This window comes from Enterobacter cloacae complex sp. 418I7 (assembly GCF_050030705.1).
Taxonomy (GTDB): Bacteria; Pseudomonadota; Gammaproteobacteria; order Enterobacterales; family Enterobacteriaceae; genus Enterobacter; species Enterobacter intestinihominis.
This window is the reverse complement of record NZ_JBLGUU010000001.1, coordinates 520,468-534,776: the sequence shown is the minus strand read 5'-3', so window position 1 is coordinate 534,776 and position 14,309 is coordinate 520,468. Positions and strand designations below refer to the sequence as shown.

Here is a 14,309-nt window from a genome sequence, read left to right as displayed (position 1 = left end):
AGATAAACATGAATCCGCTTTATCAAAAACACATCATTTCCATAAACGACCTCAGCCGCGAAGAGCTGGAACTGGTTCTGGAAACCGCGGCAAAACTGAAGGCCAATCCGCAACCGGAGCTGTTGAAGCACAAGGTGATTGCGAGCTGCTTCTTCGAAGCCTCGACCCGCACCCGCCTCTCCTTCGAAACCTCCATGCACCGTCTGGGCGCGAGCGTGGTGGGCTTCTCGGACAGCAGCAACACGTCGCTGGGCAAAAAAGGCGAAACCCTGGCGGATACCATTTCGGTTATCAGTACCTACGTTGACGCGATTGTGATGCGCCACCCGCAGGAGGGCGCGGCGCGTCTGGCGACCGAGTTTTCCGGCGGCATTCCGGTACTGAACGCCGGTGACGGCGCCAACCAGCATCCGACGCAGACCCTGCTGGATCTGTTCACCATTCAGGAGACGCAGGGCACGCTTGAGAACCTGAACATCGCCATGGTCGGCGACCTGAAATATGGCCGCACCGTCCACTCCCTGACCCAGGCGCTGGCGAAATTTAACGGCAACCGCTTCTTCTTTATCGCGCCGGACGCGCTGGCGATGCCGCAGTACATTCTCGACATGCTGGACGAGAAAGGCATCGCGTGGAGCCTGCACGCCAGTATCGAAGAGGTGATGGGCAACGTGGATATTCTCTACATGACCCGCGTGCAGAAAGAGCGTCTGGATCCGTCCGAGTACGCCAACGTGAAGGCGCAGTTCGTGCTGCGCGCCAGCGACCTTGAAGGCGCGCGTGACAATATGAAGGTGCTGCACCCGCTGCCGCGCATCGATGAGATCACCACAGACGTGGACAAAACGCCGCACGCCTGGTACTTCCAGCAGGCCGGAAACGGCATCTTCGCTCGCCAGGCGTTACTGGCACTGGTTCTGAATCGCGAATTAGCTCTGTAAGGGGAGACGACCATGACACACGATAACAAACTCCAGGTTGAAGCCATCAAGCGTGGCACCGTGATTGACCACATCCCTGCGCAGGTGGGCTTTAAACTGCTGACGCTGTTCAAACTGACCGAAACGGACCAGCGCATCACCATCGGCCTGAACCTGCCGTCGGGCGAAATGGGCCGTAAAGACCTGATCAAAATCGAGAACACCTTCCTGACCGACGAGCAGGTTAACCAGCTGTCGCTGTACGCGCCGGACGCCACGGTTAACCGCATCGACGATTACGACGTGGTGGGCAAATCCCGCCCAAGCCTGCCGGATCGCATCGAAAGCGTGCTGGTCTGCCCGAACAGCAACTGCATCAGTCATGCTGAGCCGGTTTCCTCCAGTTTCGCAGTGAAAAAACGCGCCAATGACATCGCACTCAAATGCAAATACTGCGAAAAAGAGTTTTCTCATTATGTGGTGCTGGCCAACTAATTGAGGTTGGTAATGAAATCCCGGCTGTTATAATGGCCGGGAACATTCTTAACGCTGTAATTCTGGAGAAAAAATGAGCAAAGTACTCGCGACGGAAAATGCACCAGCGGCTATCGGCCCATACGTTCAGGGCGTTGATCTGGGCAGCATGATCATCACTTCTGGTCAGATCCCGGTGAACCCAAAAACCGGTGAAGTGCCCGCCGACGTAGCGGCGCAGGCGCGTCAGTCGCTGGAAAACGTGCAGGCGATCGTGGAATCTGCCGGTCTGAAAGTGGGCGATATCGTCAAAACCACCGTGTTCGTGAAAGATCTGAATGATTTCGCGACCGTTAACGCCACTTACGAAGCGTTCTTCACCGAGCACAACGCGACCTTCCCGGCTCGCTCTTGCGTGGAAGTGGCGCGTCTGCCAAAAGACGTGAAAATTGAAATTGAAGCGATTGCCGTACGTCGCTAATTCAATTCAATTAAGAAAGGGCAGCTTAGCTGTCCTTTTTATTTCGACTATTTTTACTCTCCATATAAAATGACAAATCGCACCGTCCATTATTAAGCTTCTCCACCCGGTAATATTCTCTAATAATGGATGAGTAATGAAACTTTCAAAAATTGCACTTGCCCTCGCGACAGTGACCGTTGCATCGTCGGCATTTGCTCACGGCTATATTGAATCTCCAGCCAGCCGCGCCTATATGTGTAAGCTTGGCCAAAATATTGATTGCGGCGCTGTACAGTATGAACCGCAGAGCGTGGAAAAAACTTCGGGTTTCCCGACCGGCGCTATGCCGCCGGACGGCCAGCTCGCCAGTGCAGGTATTTCCCAGTATTCTCAGCTGGATAAGCAAAGCCTGAATGCCTGGACCAAAAACCCGATAACAGCAGGCCCGCATGAGTTCGTCTGGCATCATACTGCACCGCATAAAACCACTAACTGGCGCTATTACATCACCAAACAAAACTGGGATCCAAATAAGCCGCTGACTCGCGATCAATTTGAATTAACTCCATTCTGTACGATCAACGGAAATAGTCAGGCACCAGCCGTAACAAAATCTATGACTTGCAATGTTCCTGCGCGTACGGGGTACCAGGTTATTTACGGCGTGTGGGAAATTGCGGACACCTCAAATAGCTTTTATCAGGCCATTGACGTTGATTTCGGGAATGGTGGCAACGTTACCCCGGATGAAACGCCTGCGATCGTTTCCGAATGGAGCAAAACCCTTAGCGGCCAGATTGCCGGTAATAACCTGAACGTGGGCGATAAGGTTATCGCACGCTTCTTCGACGCCAACGGTGAAGTGACCGCCATGCGTACCGAAATGACCATCGGCTCTGCTGAACAAGGCGACGCTAACCAGTGGTCTTACGATCTGGCGCAGAAGATCAACACCGCTCAGAGCGATGTCCGCGTCGGTGTGAAAGATGAAGCCGGTGACATCAGCCCGGTTCACGGCGCCAACAGCGTATTCGTGAAAGACGGCAGCACGCTGAAATCCGTTGCCATCTCCTATGAAGAGCAAAAAGCGCAGGTGAGCGAGACCATCGCCGTTTCCGATCTGCAATACAGCAAAATCGAACATGGCAACGCGACCGTCACCTTCCACGTCAACACGCAGGGTGACGTTAATTTTGAAGCACACGTGATGAACCACCACGGTGCGGAAAAAGGTTACCTGAAGCAGGACATGAACAACGTCAATCAGGACGTGACCATGACGCTGACTGACGTGACGGCGGGACACCATATGCTGAAATACTACGCGACCAATAAAGACGGCACGATGTTCGCCCAGGACGTGCTGAACCTGATGCTGGAAAGCGATGCGGCTGCGGACAGCACCGGCCACCACGACTTTACCTTCCCGGAGAATATCGCCTCGTACAAAGCAGGCACCGTGGTACTACAGCCAAAAGACGGTAAGACCTACGAATGTAAGCCTTTCCCGTACAGCGGCTACTGCGTGCAGTACAGCCCAACCGCAAACCAGTTTGAGCCTGGCGTTGGCGCGCACTGGAAAGAGGCGTGGGTGTTGAAGAACTGAGTGTTCTGATTCCCTCACCCCAGCCCTCTCCCAAAGGGAGAGGGTGTATATATTCCCTCTCCCTTTGGGAGAGGGTTCTTTACTACTGATTCCGCGTCGCTCTGAGCAGCGTTTCCAGCGGGTACACCGCCGCAATCACCACCTCGTCCTGGATTTTCGCCGCGTTATCCAGTTCGCTCTGGATCGACGCGATCTCTTTATCATCCAGCGTTCCCTGACGTGCCACCAGATCCGTCAGCCGCAGGCCAATCGAGGCCAGCTTGTCCACCTCCTGAATCACCGGTTTGATGGCCTTCAACTGATAGCTGTTTTCGCTCAAGGCCAGCACGTCGCTGGTGTTGTTCTGCCAGCGGTTAAAGACGTGGCGCAGCGCGTCGGCGCTCTCCGTGTCTTCCGCATCGCTCACCAGACGGTCAGCCCATTTATTCATCTGACGCACGGTCGCACTTTCCGCGTTTAGCGCGTCAGCGAGCCGGTTGAGCGGCTCAAATTGATGATAGTTTCCGGCCTGGAACTTAAGATGCTGACGGGTGTAATACTGCGCCGGTTCAAGCGCCTGGGCGAGGATTTGCAGCGGCAAGGTATCCGCATTATTAGCGAGGCGCGTGAACTGTATCTGCTGCTGGGTATGCTGCTGTAGCCCAACCGATACCGTGGACCAGCTGTCCATCGCCTGGAGCCGGGTATACATGTTGTCGATGTCGTTGACGTCCTTCGCCGACCAAAGCCGCTCCGCCACCGCAAAGGCGCGCGGCCACAGACGGATATCCAGCACTGGCGCGACTACGTTTTCCGCCCACAGCGCGGCTTCACCGCCGAGCAGATTGGCCTCGTTCGCCGGGTCCGGCACCACCGGCGGAACGCCTTTCGGCACTTCGTCCTGACGCGTGCCGCTAATCGGGTAGCGGGCGTTACCCACCAGGAAATAGCCGCTGAGCTTATCGTTCTCAACAGAAACGACCGGACGCGTTTCACCCATCCAGGTATCAACGGTAAACGTTACCTGATTGTCGTCCCGCCACTGAATGTTATCCACCGCCCGACGCGATTTCCCGGCAAAATCAATGAATCCGCGCCAGCCAGCATCGCCTTTCACCAGCGTAAAGCTGCCTTCCACCGGCTTGCCTTTCAGACGCGGCATCGAGAAAGCCCAGCTCTGGACGCTGTCGGTGTCTGCTATCACATCCACGCCGTTCAACCCCTGCGGCACAATTTCATTGCGGTAGTGGTAGGCGGTGGATTGCGGCTGATCGAGGTAGAAACCGGTAGAAAGAATGCCCTTATAGCCGTTCTGCGCCACCTGCCCCAGCGCGTCCTGTCCCTGCCAGGACTGGATCAGAATGCTTTTCGGCAGATCGGGATGGTAGATCTCATCCCAGCCAACCATCTGCCGGTGGTGCTTCTCAAGGATCGTCTCCAGCTTGCGGTTGAAATACGCCTGCAACGCATGGCTGTCCGCCAGTTTGTTGTCGCGCATGAATCTCTGGATCGCAGCGTTCGCTTTCCACTGGCTGTCGTCAACCTCATCGCCGCCAATATGCAGATACGGATCCGGGAAGATCGCCGCCAGTTCGCTGACCATCGCGTCGGCAAAGGTATAGGTCGCCTCTTTGGTGGGATCCAGCACTGGCTTAAGCACGCCCCAGTGGCGCTCCATGGCGTACGGCCCCGGCGCGCTCATCAGCTCCGGGTAGGCGACGGCAATCGCCGAGGCGTGGCCCGGCATATCAATTTCCGGCACCACGCGTATGCCGCGCTCGGCAGCGTAACGCACAATCTCGCGCATCTGCTCCGGGGTGTAGAACAGCCCATCGCTGGCAAGCTGGGTTAATTTTGGATAACGCTTCGAGGTAAAGCGCCAACCCTGATCGTCCGTCAAATGCCAGTGCAGGACGTTGAGCTTAGCCGCGGCCATGCCGTCGATCTGGCGTTTGATATCGGGTAACGGGATGAAATGGCGCGCTGAATCGAGCAGCAGCCCGCGCCACGGGAAGCGCGGCGAATCTTCAATGGTAACCCACGGAATCGAGGTGTTTTCGGCACCGTTCTGCATCAGCTGGAGCAAGGTTTCCATGGCGCGCAGCGCGCCGAAGCGGGTGTTGGCGGAGATATTTACGCCGTTGGCGTCCACCGTGAGTTTATAGCTCTCATCGCTGTCCGGCAGCGGCTGCGGCTTCACCTTTTTCGCGATGGAAATAAGGATGGTTGGCTTGTCAGGTTTTTCGGCCTGCGGCTGTAGCGTCCAGCCGGTTTGCAGGGCGATGCGCTGGCGCAGGCGGTTGACCGCATCCCCCAGATCGTCGCCGATGACGCTCACGGAGAGTTGATTGTTAAGCACCAGCGCACCCTGTGTGGTCGGGCGTTCAACCTTCGCAGGCCAGGGCATTAAGGGAAGGTCGCCTGCCGGGGCGGCAAAGGCGGAGGCGCCGAGCATGAGCCCGGCGGTTAAGAGGCTGTACCGTAACATGAATGTTCCTTATCTGACGGGCCAAATAAAGGCAAAACATTCTGTTAACATGCGCTCAAATTGTCGTCAAGCGAATGCGCCGACGGAGATCACAGGTTGTTGAATTTGGGAGGAAAGCCAGCTGCCGGGTGGCGGCTTCGCCTTACCCGGCCTACGTTCGGATCGTAGGCCCGGTAAGCGCAGCGCCACCGGGCTTGCCGTTACTGCCATCCATACCGACGGCTATAGAACCCTTTGACCATCTGCGTCAGCACCATGTAACCCGCGAGGATCGCCACCAGCCACGGGAAGTAGCTCAGCGGCAGCGCCTGAAGTTGCAGGTAACTTGCAAGCGGCGAGAACGGCAGCGCGATCCCGAGCGCCATCACAATGCCCGTCATCACGATCAGCGGCCATGCGGCACGGCTCTGGATAAACGGAATGCGGCGGGTGCGGATCATATGCACAATCAGGGTCTGGGACAGCAGCCCCACCACGAACCAGCCGGACTGGAACAGCGTCTGATGTTCCGGGGTGTTGGCGTGGAACACAAACCACATCAGGCAGAAGGTCAGAATATCAAAGATGGAGCTGATCGGCCCAAAGAACAGCATAAAGCGCCCCAGATCGGCGGGGTTCCAGCGCTGCGGCTTCTGGATCTGCTCGTCGTCCACGTTATCAAACGGGATGGCGACCTGAGAGACATCGTACATCAGGTTCTGAATCAGCAGGTGCAGCGGCAGCATCGGCAGGAACGGCAGGAAGGCGCTCGCCACCAGCACGCTGAAGACGTTACCGAAGTTGGAGCTGGCGGTCATTTTGATGTATTTGAGCATATTGGCGAAGGTGCGGCGCCCTTCGATGACGCCCTCCTCCAGCACCATCAGGCTCTTTTCCAGCAGAATGATATCTGCCGCCTCACGGGCGATATCCACCGCGCCGTCCACGGAGATACCGATATCCGCCGCACGCAGGGCTGGCGCATCGTTGATGCCGTCGCCCATAAAGCCCACCACGTGCCCTTCACGACGCAGCAGAGTGACGATGCGTTCTTTATGCATCGGCGTCAGGCGGGCAAACAGCGTGGTGCGCAGGGCAAGCTCGGCCAGCTCATCGTCGGACAGGTGCTCAATGTCACTCCCCACCACGACGTCGCCCGCGTCCAGGCCCACTTCGTGGCACACTTTGGCCGCCACCAGCTCGCTGTCGCCGGTCAGGATTTTGACGGTGATCCCGCTCGCTTTCAGTGCTTTCAGCGCCGGCGCGGTGGTCTCTTTCGGCGGATCGAGGAATGCGATGTAACCCTCGAGGATCAAATCGGATTCATCGATACGCTGGTAGTCCCCTTCCCGCGCGGGCAGGAACTTGCTTGCTACCGCCACCACGCGCAGCCCCTGACGGTTCAGGTTATCGGTGACGCGTTTGATGCGGCGCAGCATGGTCTCATCCAGCGGCACGATCTCGCCGTTATGACGCACCTGCGTGGAAACATTCAGGATCTCCTGCAATGCCCCTTTGCAGATCAGCTGATGTACGTCCGGCTGCTCGCTGACCACCACCGACATGCGTCGCCGTTCAAAGTCGAACGGAATTTCGTCCACCTTCTGCCAGCGGCCGGAGAGCATGCGGGCAGACTCTTCATCCACACCTTCCAGCACCGCCACGTCGAGCAGGTTTTTCAGCCCTGTCTGGTAGTGACTGTTCAGCCACGCGCTGTACAGCACCCGTTCGCTGGTCTTTCCGGCGATATCGGTGTGGTTCTCCAGCACGATTTTGTCCTGGGTCAGGGTGCCGGTTTTATCGGTGCAAAGAATGTCCATCGCGCCAAAGTTCTGGATGGCGTCGAGGTGTTTGACGATCACCTTTTGTTTAGAGAGTTTGACCGCCCCGCGCGCCAGCGTGGAGGTGACAATCATCGGCAGCATTTCCGGCGTTAAGCCGACAGCCACGGAGAGGGCGAACAGCGCCGCTTCCCACCAGTCACCTTTGGTGTAGCCGTTGATCAGCAGGACAATCGGCGTCATGACCATCATAAAGCGGATCAGCAGCATGCTGACGCGGCCAATGCCTTTCTGGAATGCGTTCGGCTCGCTCTCCTGCTCGCTGACGCGTCCGGCAAGCTGTCCAAACCAGGTGTTGCCGCCGGTAGCGGTGACAATGGCCTGCGCCGTGCCGCTGACCACCGTGGTGCCCATAAAGCACAGGGTGTCGCATTCCAGCGGATTCATCTGCTGCGGATCGCGGGTCCTCGCCACCTTCTCTACGGGCAGGGATTCACCGGTGAGTGACGCCTGCGCGACGAACAGATCCCGCGCCTGGATGATGCGTAAATCCGCCGGGATCATGTCCCCCGCCGCCAGCTTCACCAGATCGCCCGGCACCAGCTGGTCAATGGGCAGTTCAATCCAGGCGTTTTCGCCGAGGTCGTTAATCACGCGCGACACGGTGGCAGTATTGCTGACCATCGCTTTCAGCGCATCCGCCGCTTTGGTGGAACGCGCTTCCTGAATAAAGTTAAGCAGCGTGGAGATCCCCACCATCAACGCAATTACGCCTGCGGCAAACAGATCTTCAGTGGCGTAAGAGATAATCCCGAGCACCGTCAGCAGCAGGTTGAACGGATTGCGGTAGCAGAGCCACAGGTGGACCCACCATGGAGAGGGTTTTTGCGCCGGGATCTGGTTATCGCCATGTTCCTCGCGGATTTTTGACACTTCTTGCGCGTTCAGCCCTTCCGGGTGGCCGCCAAAGGCGCGCCAGACTTCGTTTTCATCCATCGCCGCCACGTTCAGGCAGCGCTCGGTCAGGGAAGCGGGGATTTCCGCGCCCGCCAGGGTGTTGGCATTTGGCAGCGGATCGCGCGCAATCAGGCGATGTGGCAGGTGGCGGCTCAGCTGCGCGAACAGCTGCCGGGTGATATTTTTCAGCATAGTCATTCCCCCGCATCCGCAAAGGCGGACGCAGTTTTCCCGCAGGCGTGGCAGAGCCGTACCTGTCAGGCACTTAATTTATCAAGCAGGAACGTATGAACGTTGCTGCCTCACGCCGGTGAGACAGCAAAAGGCTGGCTTACCGGAAAGAAGGTTTTCTCCTGGTCAGGAGAGGTGTGGGATCGGGATCCATGTGGCCTCCGGTAAGTTAAAAATGGGATGTCGTCGCGCAGTATAAGGATTTAACCATACCTTTTGTGACTATTCGGGCGGTATGATACCCCCTCGTAAATAAACCGCACGTAAACCAGACTTTGCCCATAGCGAATTCGCAGGATAGCATTAGGCTCAACTGATTATTTTATCGTTGTTACAGGGAATACAGCATGCAGAACCGCCTTACGATTAAAGACATCGCGCGTTTAAGCGGCGTGGGGAAATCGACCGTCTCACGCGTGCTTAACAACGAAAGCGGTGTCAGCGAGCGCACACGCGAGCGCGTCGAGGCGGTGATGAATCAGCACGGTTTTTCCCCTTCCCGCTCCGCGCGCGCCATGCGCGGGCAGAGCGATAAAGTGGTCGCCATTATTGTCTCGCGTCTGGATTCCCTCTCCGAAAACCTCGCCGTACAGACGATGCTGCCCGCGTTCTACGAGCAGGGCTACGATCCGATCATGATGGAGAGTAAGTTTTCCGCGCAAATGGTGGAGGAGCATCTCGGTATGCTTCAGCGCCGCAACATTGATGGCGTAGTGCTGTTCGGGTTTACCGGCCTTAAAGAGGACATGCTTAAACCCTGGCAGCCGTCTCTGGTGCTGCTGGCGCGCGACGCCAGCGGGTTTGCCTCTGTCTGTTACGATGACGAAGGGGCAATCGTGATCCTGATGCAGCGCCTGTATGAGCAGGGCCATCGGCATATCAGCTATCTCGGCGTGCCGCATGCCGACATCACCACCGGCAAGCGTCGCCATGAAGCGTACCTGGCGTTTTGTAAAAAAAACAATCTCCCCGCCGTGGCCGCGCTGCCTGGACTGGGTATGAAACAGGGATATGAGCAGGTCGCCAGCGTGCTGACTGCACAAACCACCGCCCTGGTGTGCGCCACGGATACCCTTGCATTGGGTGCGAGCAAATATTTGCAGGAACAACGCATCGGGGAGCTGCAGTTAGCGAGCGTGGGAAGCACGCCGCTGATGAAGTTCTTACACCCGGAGATTATCAGCGTTGACCCGGGTTATGCCGAGTCTGGCCGGCAGGCTGCCGCGCAGCTGATCGAGCAAATTACCGGGCGTACCGAGCCCCGTCAGATCGTTATTCCAGCCCGCCTCTCATAATTTTTTTGAATGGATTATTGTGATCTTCGCCCGATTTCGGGAACGTTCCCATTTTCGCCGTCACGTTGAAGGAGTAGGCTTGCGCACAGGTCATAACCCCTTTCATCATCTGTCATGAGGTTTCATGATGAGTAAAGTCAAACAAGCCGATATCGATCAGCTGATCGTCCTGGTCGGCGGACGCGAGAACATCGCCACCGTCAGCCATTGCATTACCCGCCTGCGCTTCGTGCTGAACGATCCGGCCAAAGCCAATCCGAAAGCCATTGAAGAGTTGAAAATGGTTAAAGGCTGCTTCACCAACGCCGGGCAGTTCCAGGTGGTGATTGGTACCGAAGTGGGCGATTACTATCAGGCTCTGCTGGCGACTACCGGGCACTCTTCCGCCGATAAAGAGCAGGCGAAGAAGGCAGCGCGCCAGAATATGAAATGGCATGAGCAGCTGATTTCCCATTTTGCGGAGATCTTCTTCCCACTGCTGCCGGCGCTGATCAGCGGGGGCTTAATTCTGGGCTTCCGTAACGTCATCGGCGATGTGCCAATGAGCGACGGCAAAACCCTGGCGCAGATGTACCCGGCGCTGCAAAGCATCTATGACTTCCTGTGGCTGATTGGCGAAGCCATCTTCTTCTATCTGCCGGTCGGGATCTGCTGGTCAGCGGTGCGCAAGATGGGCGGAACGCCCATTCTCGGAATCGTACTCGGCGTGACGCTGGTCTCTCCGCAGTTAATGAACGCTTACTTACTTGGTCAGCAAACGCCAGAGGTGTGGAACTTCGGCCTGTTTACCATCGCCAAAGTGGGCTACCAGGCGCAGGTTATCCCGGCATTGCTGGCGGGTCTGGCGCTGGGCTTTATTGAGACGCGTCTGAAGCGCATCGTGCCGGACTATCTCTATCTGGTGGTGGTCCCGGTCTGCTCGCTGATCCTGGCGGTGTTCCTGGCGCATGCCTTTATCGGTCCGTTTGGCCGCATGATTGGCGACGGCGTGGCCTTCGCGGTCCGTCACCTGATGACCGGCAGCTTCGCACCGATTGGCGCCGCACTGTTCGGCTTCCTGTACGCTCCGCTGGTGATCACCGGCGTGCACCAGACCACGCTGGCGATCGATATGCAGATGATCCAGAGCCTCGGTGGCACGCCGGTCTGGCCGATTATCGCCCTGTCTAACATTGCGCAGGCCTCCGCTGTAACCGGCATTATCATCGTCAGCCGTAAGCACAACGAGCGTGAGATCTCCGTTCCGGCTGCTATCTCCGCCTACCTCGGCGTCACTGAACCGGCGATGTACGGTATCAACCTGAAATATCGCTTCCCGATGCTCTGCGCGATGATCGGCTCCGGTCTGGCGGGCTTGCTGTGCGGCCTGAACGGCGTAATGGCAAACGGGATTGGCGTCGGCGGCCTGCCGGGTATCCTCTCCATTCAGCCTTCATTCTGGCAGGTATTTGCGCTGGCGATGGCGGTGGCGATTATCATCCCAATGGCGCTGACTACCGTGGTTTACCAGCGTAAGTTCCGTCAGGGCACGTTGCAGATTGTTTAATTCCCTTTTTCGGGGCGCAGTTGCGCCCCTTCGCATTTGCAGGAACGTACTATGAATACCCTTCCTCACTGGTGGCAGAACGGCGTTATCTATCAGATTTACCCAAAGAGTTTTCAGGATACCACCGGCAGCGGCACCGGCGATCTGCGCGGCGTAACGCAGCGCCTTGACTACCTGAAAACCCTTGGCATTGACGCCATCTGGCTGACGCCGTTTTATATCTCGCCGCAGGTGGATAACGGTTACGACGTGGCGAACTACACTGCCATCGACCCGACCTACGGCACGCTGGACGACTTTGACGAGCTGGTTGCCCGGGCGCATGAACGTGGCATCCGCATCGTGCTGGATATGGTCTTTAACCACACGTCCACGCAGCACGCCTGGTTCCGCGAGTCGCTGGATAAAGCGAGTCCGTACCGTGAGTTCTATATCTGGCGCGACGGTACGCCGGACGCGCTTCCCAACAACTGGCGCTCCAAGTTTGGCGGCAACGCCTGGCGCTGGCATGCCGAAAGCGAGCAGTATTATCTGCACCTGTTCGCGCCGGAGCAGGCGGATCTCAACTGGGAAAACCCGGCGGTGCGCGCCGAGCTGAAAAAAGTGTGCGAGTTCTGGGCCGATCGCGGCGTGGACGGCTTGCGTCTGGACGTCATTAACCTGATTTCAAAAGATCAGGATTTCCCGGACGACACCATCGGGGATGGCCGACGTTTCTACACTGACGGGCCGCGCATCCACGAATATCTCCAGGAGATGAGCCGGGATGTCTTTACGCCGCGCAACCTGATGACGGTGGGCGAGATGTCCTCCACCTCGCTGGAGAACTGTCAGCAGTATGCGTCGCTCGACGGGCGCGAGCTGTCGATGACCTTTAACTTCCATCATCTGAAGGTCGACTACCCCGGCGGCGAAAAGTGGACGCTTGCGAAGCCGGATTTTGTGGCGCTGAAAACCCTTTTCCGCCACTGGCAGCAGGGGATGCACAACAAAGCCTGGAACGCGCTGTTCTGGTGTAACCATGACCAGCCGCGCATCGTGTCACGCTTTGGTGACGAAGGGGAACACCGCGTGGCGGCGGCGAAAATGCTCGGCATGGTGCTGCACGGGATGCAGGGCACGCCGTATATCTATCAGGGTGAAGAGCTGGGCATGACCAACCCGCATTTCAGCCGTATCACCGACTACCGCGACGTAGAAAGCCTGAACATGTTCGCCGAACAGCGGGCGAACGGCCGCGATACGGATGAACTGCTGGCGATTCTGGCGAGTAAGTCACGTGATAATGGGCGCACGCCGATGCAGTGGGACGCCTCGCACAATGCGGGCTTTACCGGGGGCGAACCGTGGATTGGTGTCTGCGACAACTACGAAACCGTGAACGCCCGCGCGGCGCTGGACGACCCCGATTCGGTGTTCTACACCTATCAGTCGCTGATTCGCCTGCGCAAAACCCTGCCGGTGCTGACGTGGGGGGATTATGAGGATCTCCTGCCTGACCACCCTTCCCTGTGGTGCTATCGCCGTCAATGGCAGTCACAAACGCTGATGGTAGTGGCGAACCTGAGCCACGAGCGCCAGCAGTGGCAGTCCGCCCCCGCAGAGCGAGCATGGCAGGTGGCACTCAGCAACTATGAAGAGGTTCCCTTCCGACCCGATACGTTGCTATTGCGCCCGTTTGAAGCTATCTGGTGGGTACAGGAATAAACCTCAGGAGATACAGCATGCTGTATCTCTTTTTTTATGTTTAGCGATACGCTAAATGTACGACGATAACTTTTACAATATGGCGCACTCAAAATAAAAATAGCCTGCCAATTAAATAACCTCGGCAGGATATTATGAAAAAGACAATTATTAAAGCAACGTGTATTAGCGTATTATTATTGAGCACGCAGGGATGGTGCGGAAATACGTCCGTCGATCTTCGCTTTGGTCATAATACGCGCTCAGATGTAAATGATTCACGTATTAAGGTCATGCATCAGGCGAATAACGGTTTTTACTTTTCCGTTGAAGCCGCACAAAACCATAACGATACGTTTTTTGGTGATACCGACAGATATAATCCCGACGACAAAGGGCTAACGGAAGCGGCACAGGAAATCGAAACGCGCTGGCGTTTTGATCTGGGAAATGGTTTCGCCGTTGCGCCAGGGATGGTAACCGTCTTCACCACCAGCAATACGCATTACCGCCCTTTTATTCAGGGCTGGAAAGCATTCGATAACGGTCTGAATCTCTCCGCCCGCTACCGCTATAACACCGTCAATGACGCGCACAGCGATAAAGAACTCGACGGCAGCGGTTATACCCGCCGCCAGTCACACCAGTTCGACATTTGGTTCGCGTATAACATCGGCAAATTCGGTATGTCCTACAACCCGCGCTTCCGCTGGCAGGATAACGTCGATCAGGGAACCGGGGATGACACCTACTGGGAGCATACCGTCGCATTCAACTACAAGCTCGACGACGGCTGGACGCCTTACGTCGAGCTTGTATCGCTGGATAAAACCTATATCAACGATGACGGCAACCATGAAAATGATTATGCCGTACGTCTGGGAATAGTTAAGCAGCTCTGACG

At 56.9% G+C, this 14,309-nt stretch carries 10 protein-coding genes; 8 read left to right on the top strand and 2 right to left on the bottom strand.

All coding sequences use genetic code 11. The features are described 5' to 3' along the window. Window positions 1-8 precede the first annotated feature (8 nt). The 4 genes from pyrB (at window position 9) to gbpA (ending at window position 3,463) form a co-directional block, all read left to right on the top strand. Window positions 9-941, top strand: a complete 933-nt coding sequence (gene pyrB, locus ACQG0S_RS02575) for an aspartate carbamoyltransferase (RefSeq protein WP_003863368.1) — start codon at window positions 9-11, stop codon at window positions 939-941. A gap of 12 nt (window positions 942-953) precedes the next feature. Next, a complete protein-coding gene (pyrI, locus tag ACQG0S_RS02570; RefSeq protein WP_003863370.1) occupies window positions 954-1,415 on the top strand; it encodes an aspartate carbamoyltransferase regulatory subunit in 462 nt (153 codons plus the stop codon). A 73-nt stretch (window positions 1,416-1,488) separates the two neighbouring features. Then, the gene (gene ridA / locus ACQG0S_RS02565; RefSeq protein ID WP_003863373.1) at window positions 1,489-1,875 is read left to right on the top strand and encodes a 2-iminobutanoate/2-iminopropanoate deaminase; all 387 of its coding nucleotides are present in this window, start codon (window positions 1,489-1,491) and stop codon (window positions 1,873-1,875) included. Window positions 1,876-2,011: 136 nt separating this feature from the next. After that, entirely contained in the window at window positions 2,012-3,463 is a 1,452-nt protein-coding gene (gbpA, locus tag ACQG0S_RS02560) for an N-acetylglucosamine-binding protein GbpA (RefSeq protein WP_048966074.1), read from the top strand. 82 nt (window positions 3,464-3,545) lie between these two features. Here the strand turns inward: gbpA and ACQG0S_RS02555 are convergent, their stop codons facing one another. Then, on the bottom strand, window positions 3,546-5,930 hold the full coding sequence (locus ACQG0S_RS02555; RefSeq protein WP_063138008.1) for a beta-N-acetylhexosaminidase: 2,385 nt from the start codon (window positions 5,928-5,930) through the stop codon (window positions 3,546-3,548). 200 nt (window positions 5,931-6,130) lie between these two features. Then, window positions 6,131-8,839, bottom strand: a complete 2,709-nt coding sequence (mgtA, locus tag ACQG0S_RS02550) for a magnesium-translocating P-type ATPase (RefSeq protein ID WP_022646877.1) — start codon at window positions 8,837-8,839, stop codon at window positions 6,131-6,133. Between the two features lie 386 nt (window positions 8,840-9,225). On the opposite strand from mgtA, the gene treR reads away from it, so the two are divergent. The 4 genes from treR (at window position 9,226) to ACQG0S_RS02530 (ending at window position 14,307) form a co-directional block, all read left to right on the top strand. Further along, window positions 9,226-10,173: a trehalose operon repressor TreR gene (gene treR, locus ACQG0S_RS02545; RefSeq protein WP_022646876.1), complete on the top strand. Its 948-nt coding sequence runs from the start codon at window positions 9,226-9,228 to the stop codon at window positions 10,171-10,173. 127 nt (window positions 10,174-10,300) lie between these two features. Next, window positions 10,301-11,719 (top strand): PTS trehalose transporter subunit IIBC, encoded by a 1,419-nt coding sequence (gene treB, locus ACQG0S_RS02540; RefSeq protein WP_022646875.1) that lies wholly within the window; start codon window positions 10,301-10,303, stop codon window positions 11,717-11,719. Between the two features lie 51 nt (window positions 11,720-11,770). After that, window positions 11,771-13,426 (top strand): alpha,alpha-phosphotrehalase, encoded by a 1,656-nt coding sequence (gene treC, locus ACQG0S_RS02535; protein WP_048966077.1) that lies wholly within the window; start codon window positions 11,771-11,773, stop codon window positions 13,424-13,426. Between the two features lie 134 nt (window positions 13,427-13,560). Beyond that, the gene (locus ACQG0S_RS02530; protein WP_048966078.1) at window positions 13,561-14,307 is read left to right on the top strand and encodes an oligogalacturonate-specific porin KdgM family protein; all 747 of its coding nucleotides are present in this window, start codon (window positions 13,561-13,563) and stop codon (window positions 14,305-14,307) included. Window positions 14,308-14,309: the final 2 nt, after the last annotated feature.

Excerpts from the sequence above, each read along its gene's own strand:
- pyrB (WP_003863368.1), top strand. The coding sequence starts at position 9 with ATGAATCCGCTTTATCAAAAACACATCATTTCCATAAACGACCTCAGC.
- pyrI (WP_003863370.1), top strand. The coding sequence starts at position 954 with ATGACACACGATAACAAACTCCAGGTTGAAGCCATCAAGCGTGGCACC.
- ridA (WP_003863373.1), top strand. The coding sequence starts at position 1,489 with ATGAGCAAAGTACTCGCGACGGAAAATGCACCAGCGGCTATCGGCCCA.
- gbpA (WP_048966074.1), top strand. The coding sequence starts at position 2,012 with ATGAAACTTTCAAAAATTGCACTTGCCCTCGCGACAGTGACCGTTGCA.
- ACQG0S_RS02555 (WP_063138008.1), bottom strand. The coding sequence starts at position 5,930 with ATGTTACGGTACAGCCTCTTAACCGCCGGGCTCATGCTCGGCGCCTCC.
- mgtA (WP_022646877.1), bottom strand. The coding sequence starts at position 8,839 with ATGCTGAAAAATATCACCCGGCAGCTGTTCGCGCAGCTGAGCCGCCAC.
- treR (WP_022646876.1), top strand. The coding sequence starts at position 9,226 with ATGCAGAACCGCCTTACGATTAAAGACATCGCGCGTTTAAGCGGCGTG.
- treB (WP_022646875.1), top strand. The coding sequence starts at position 10,301 with ATGAGTAAAGTCAAACAAGCCGATATCGATCAGCTGATCGTCCTGGTC.
- treC (WP_048966077.1), top strand. The coding sequence starts at position 11,771 with ATGAATACCCTTCCTCACTGGTGGCAGAACGGCGTTATCTATCAGATT.
- ACQG0S_RS02530 (WP_048966078.1), top strand. The coding sequence starts at position 13,561 with ATGAAAAAGACAATTATTAAAGCAACGTGTATTAGCGTATTATTATTG.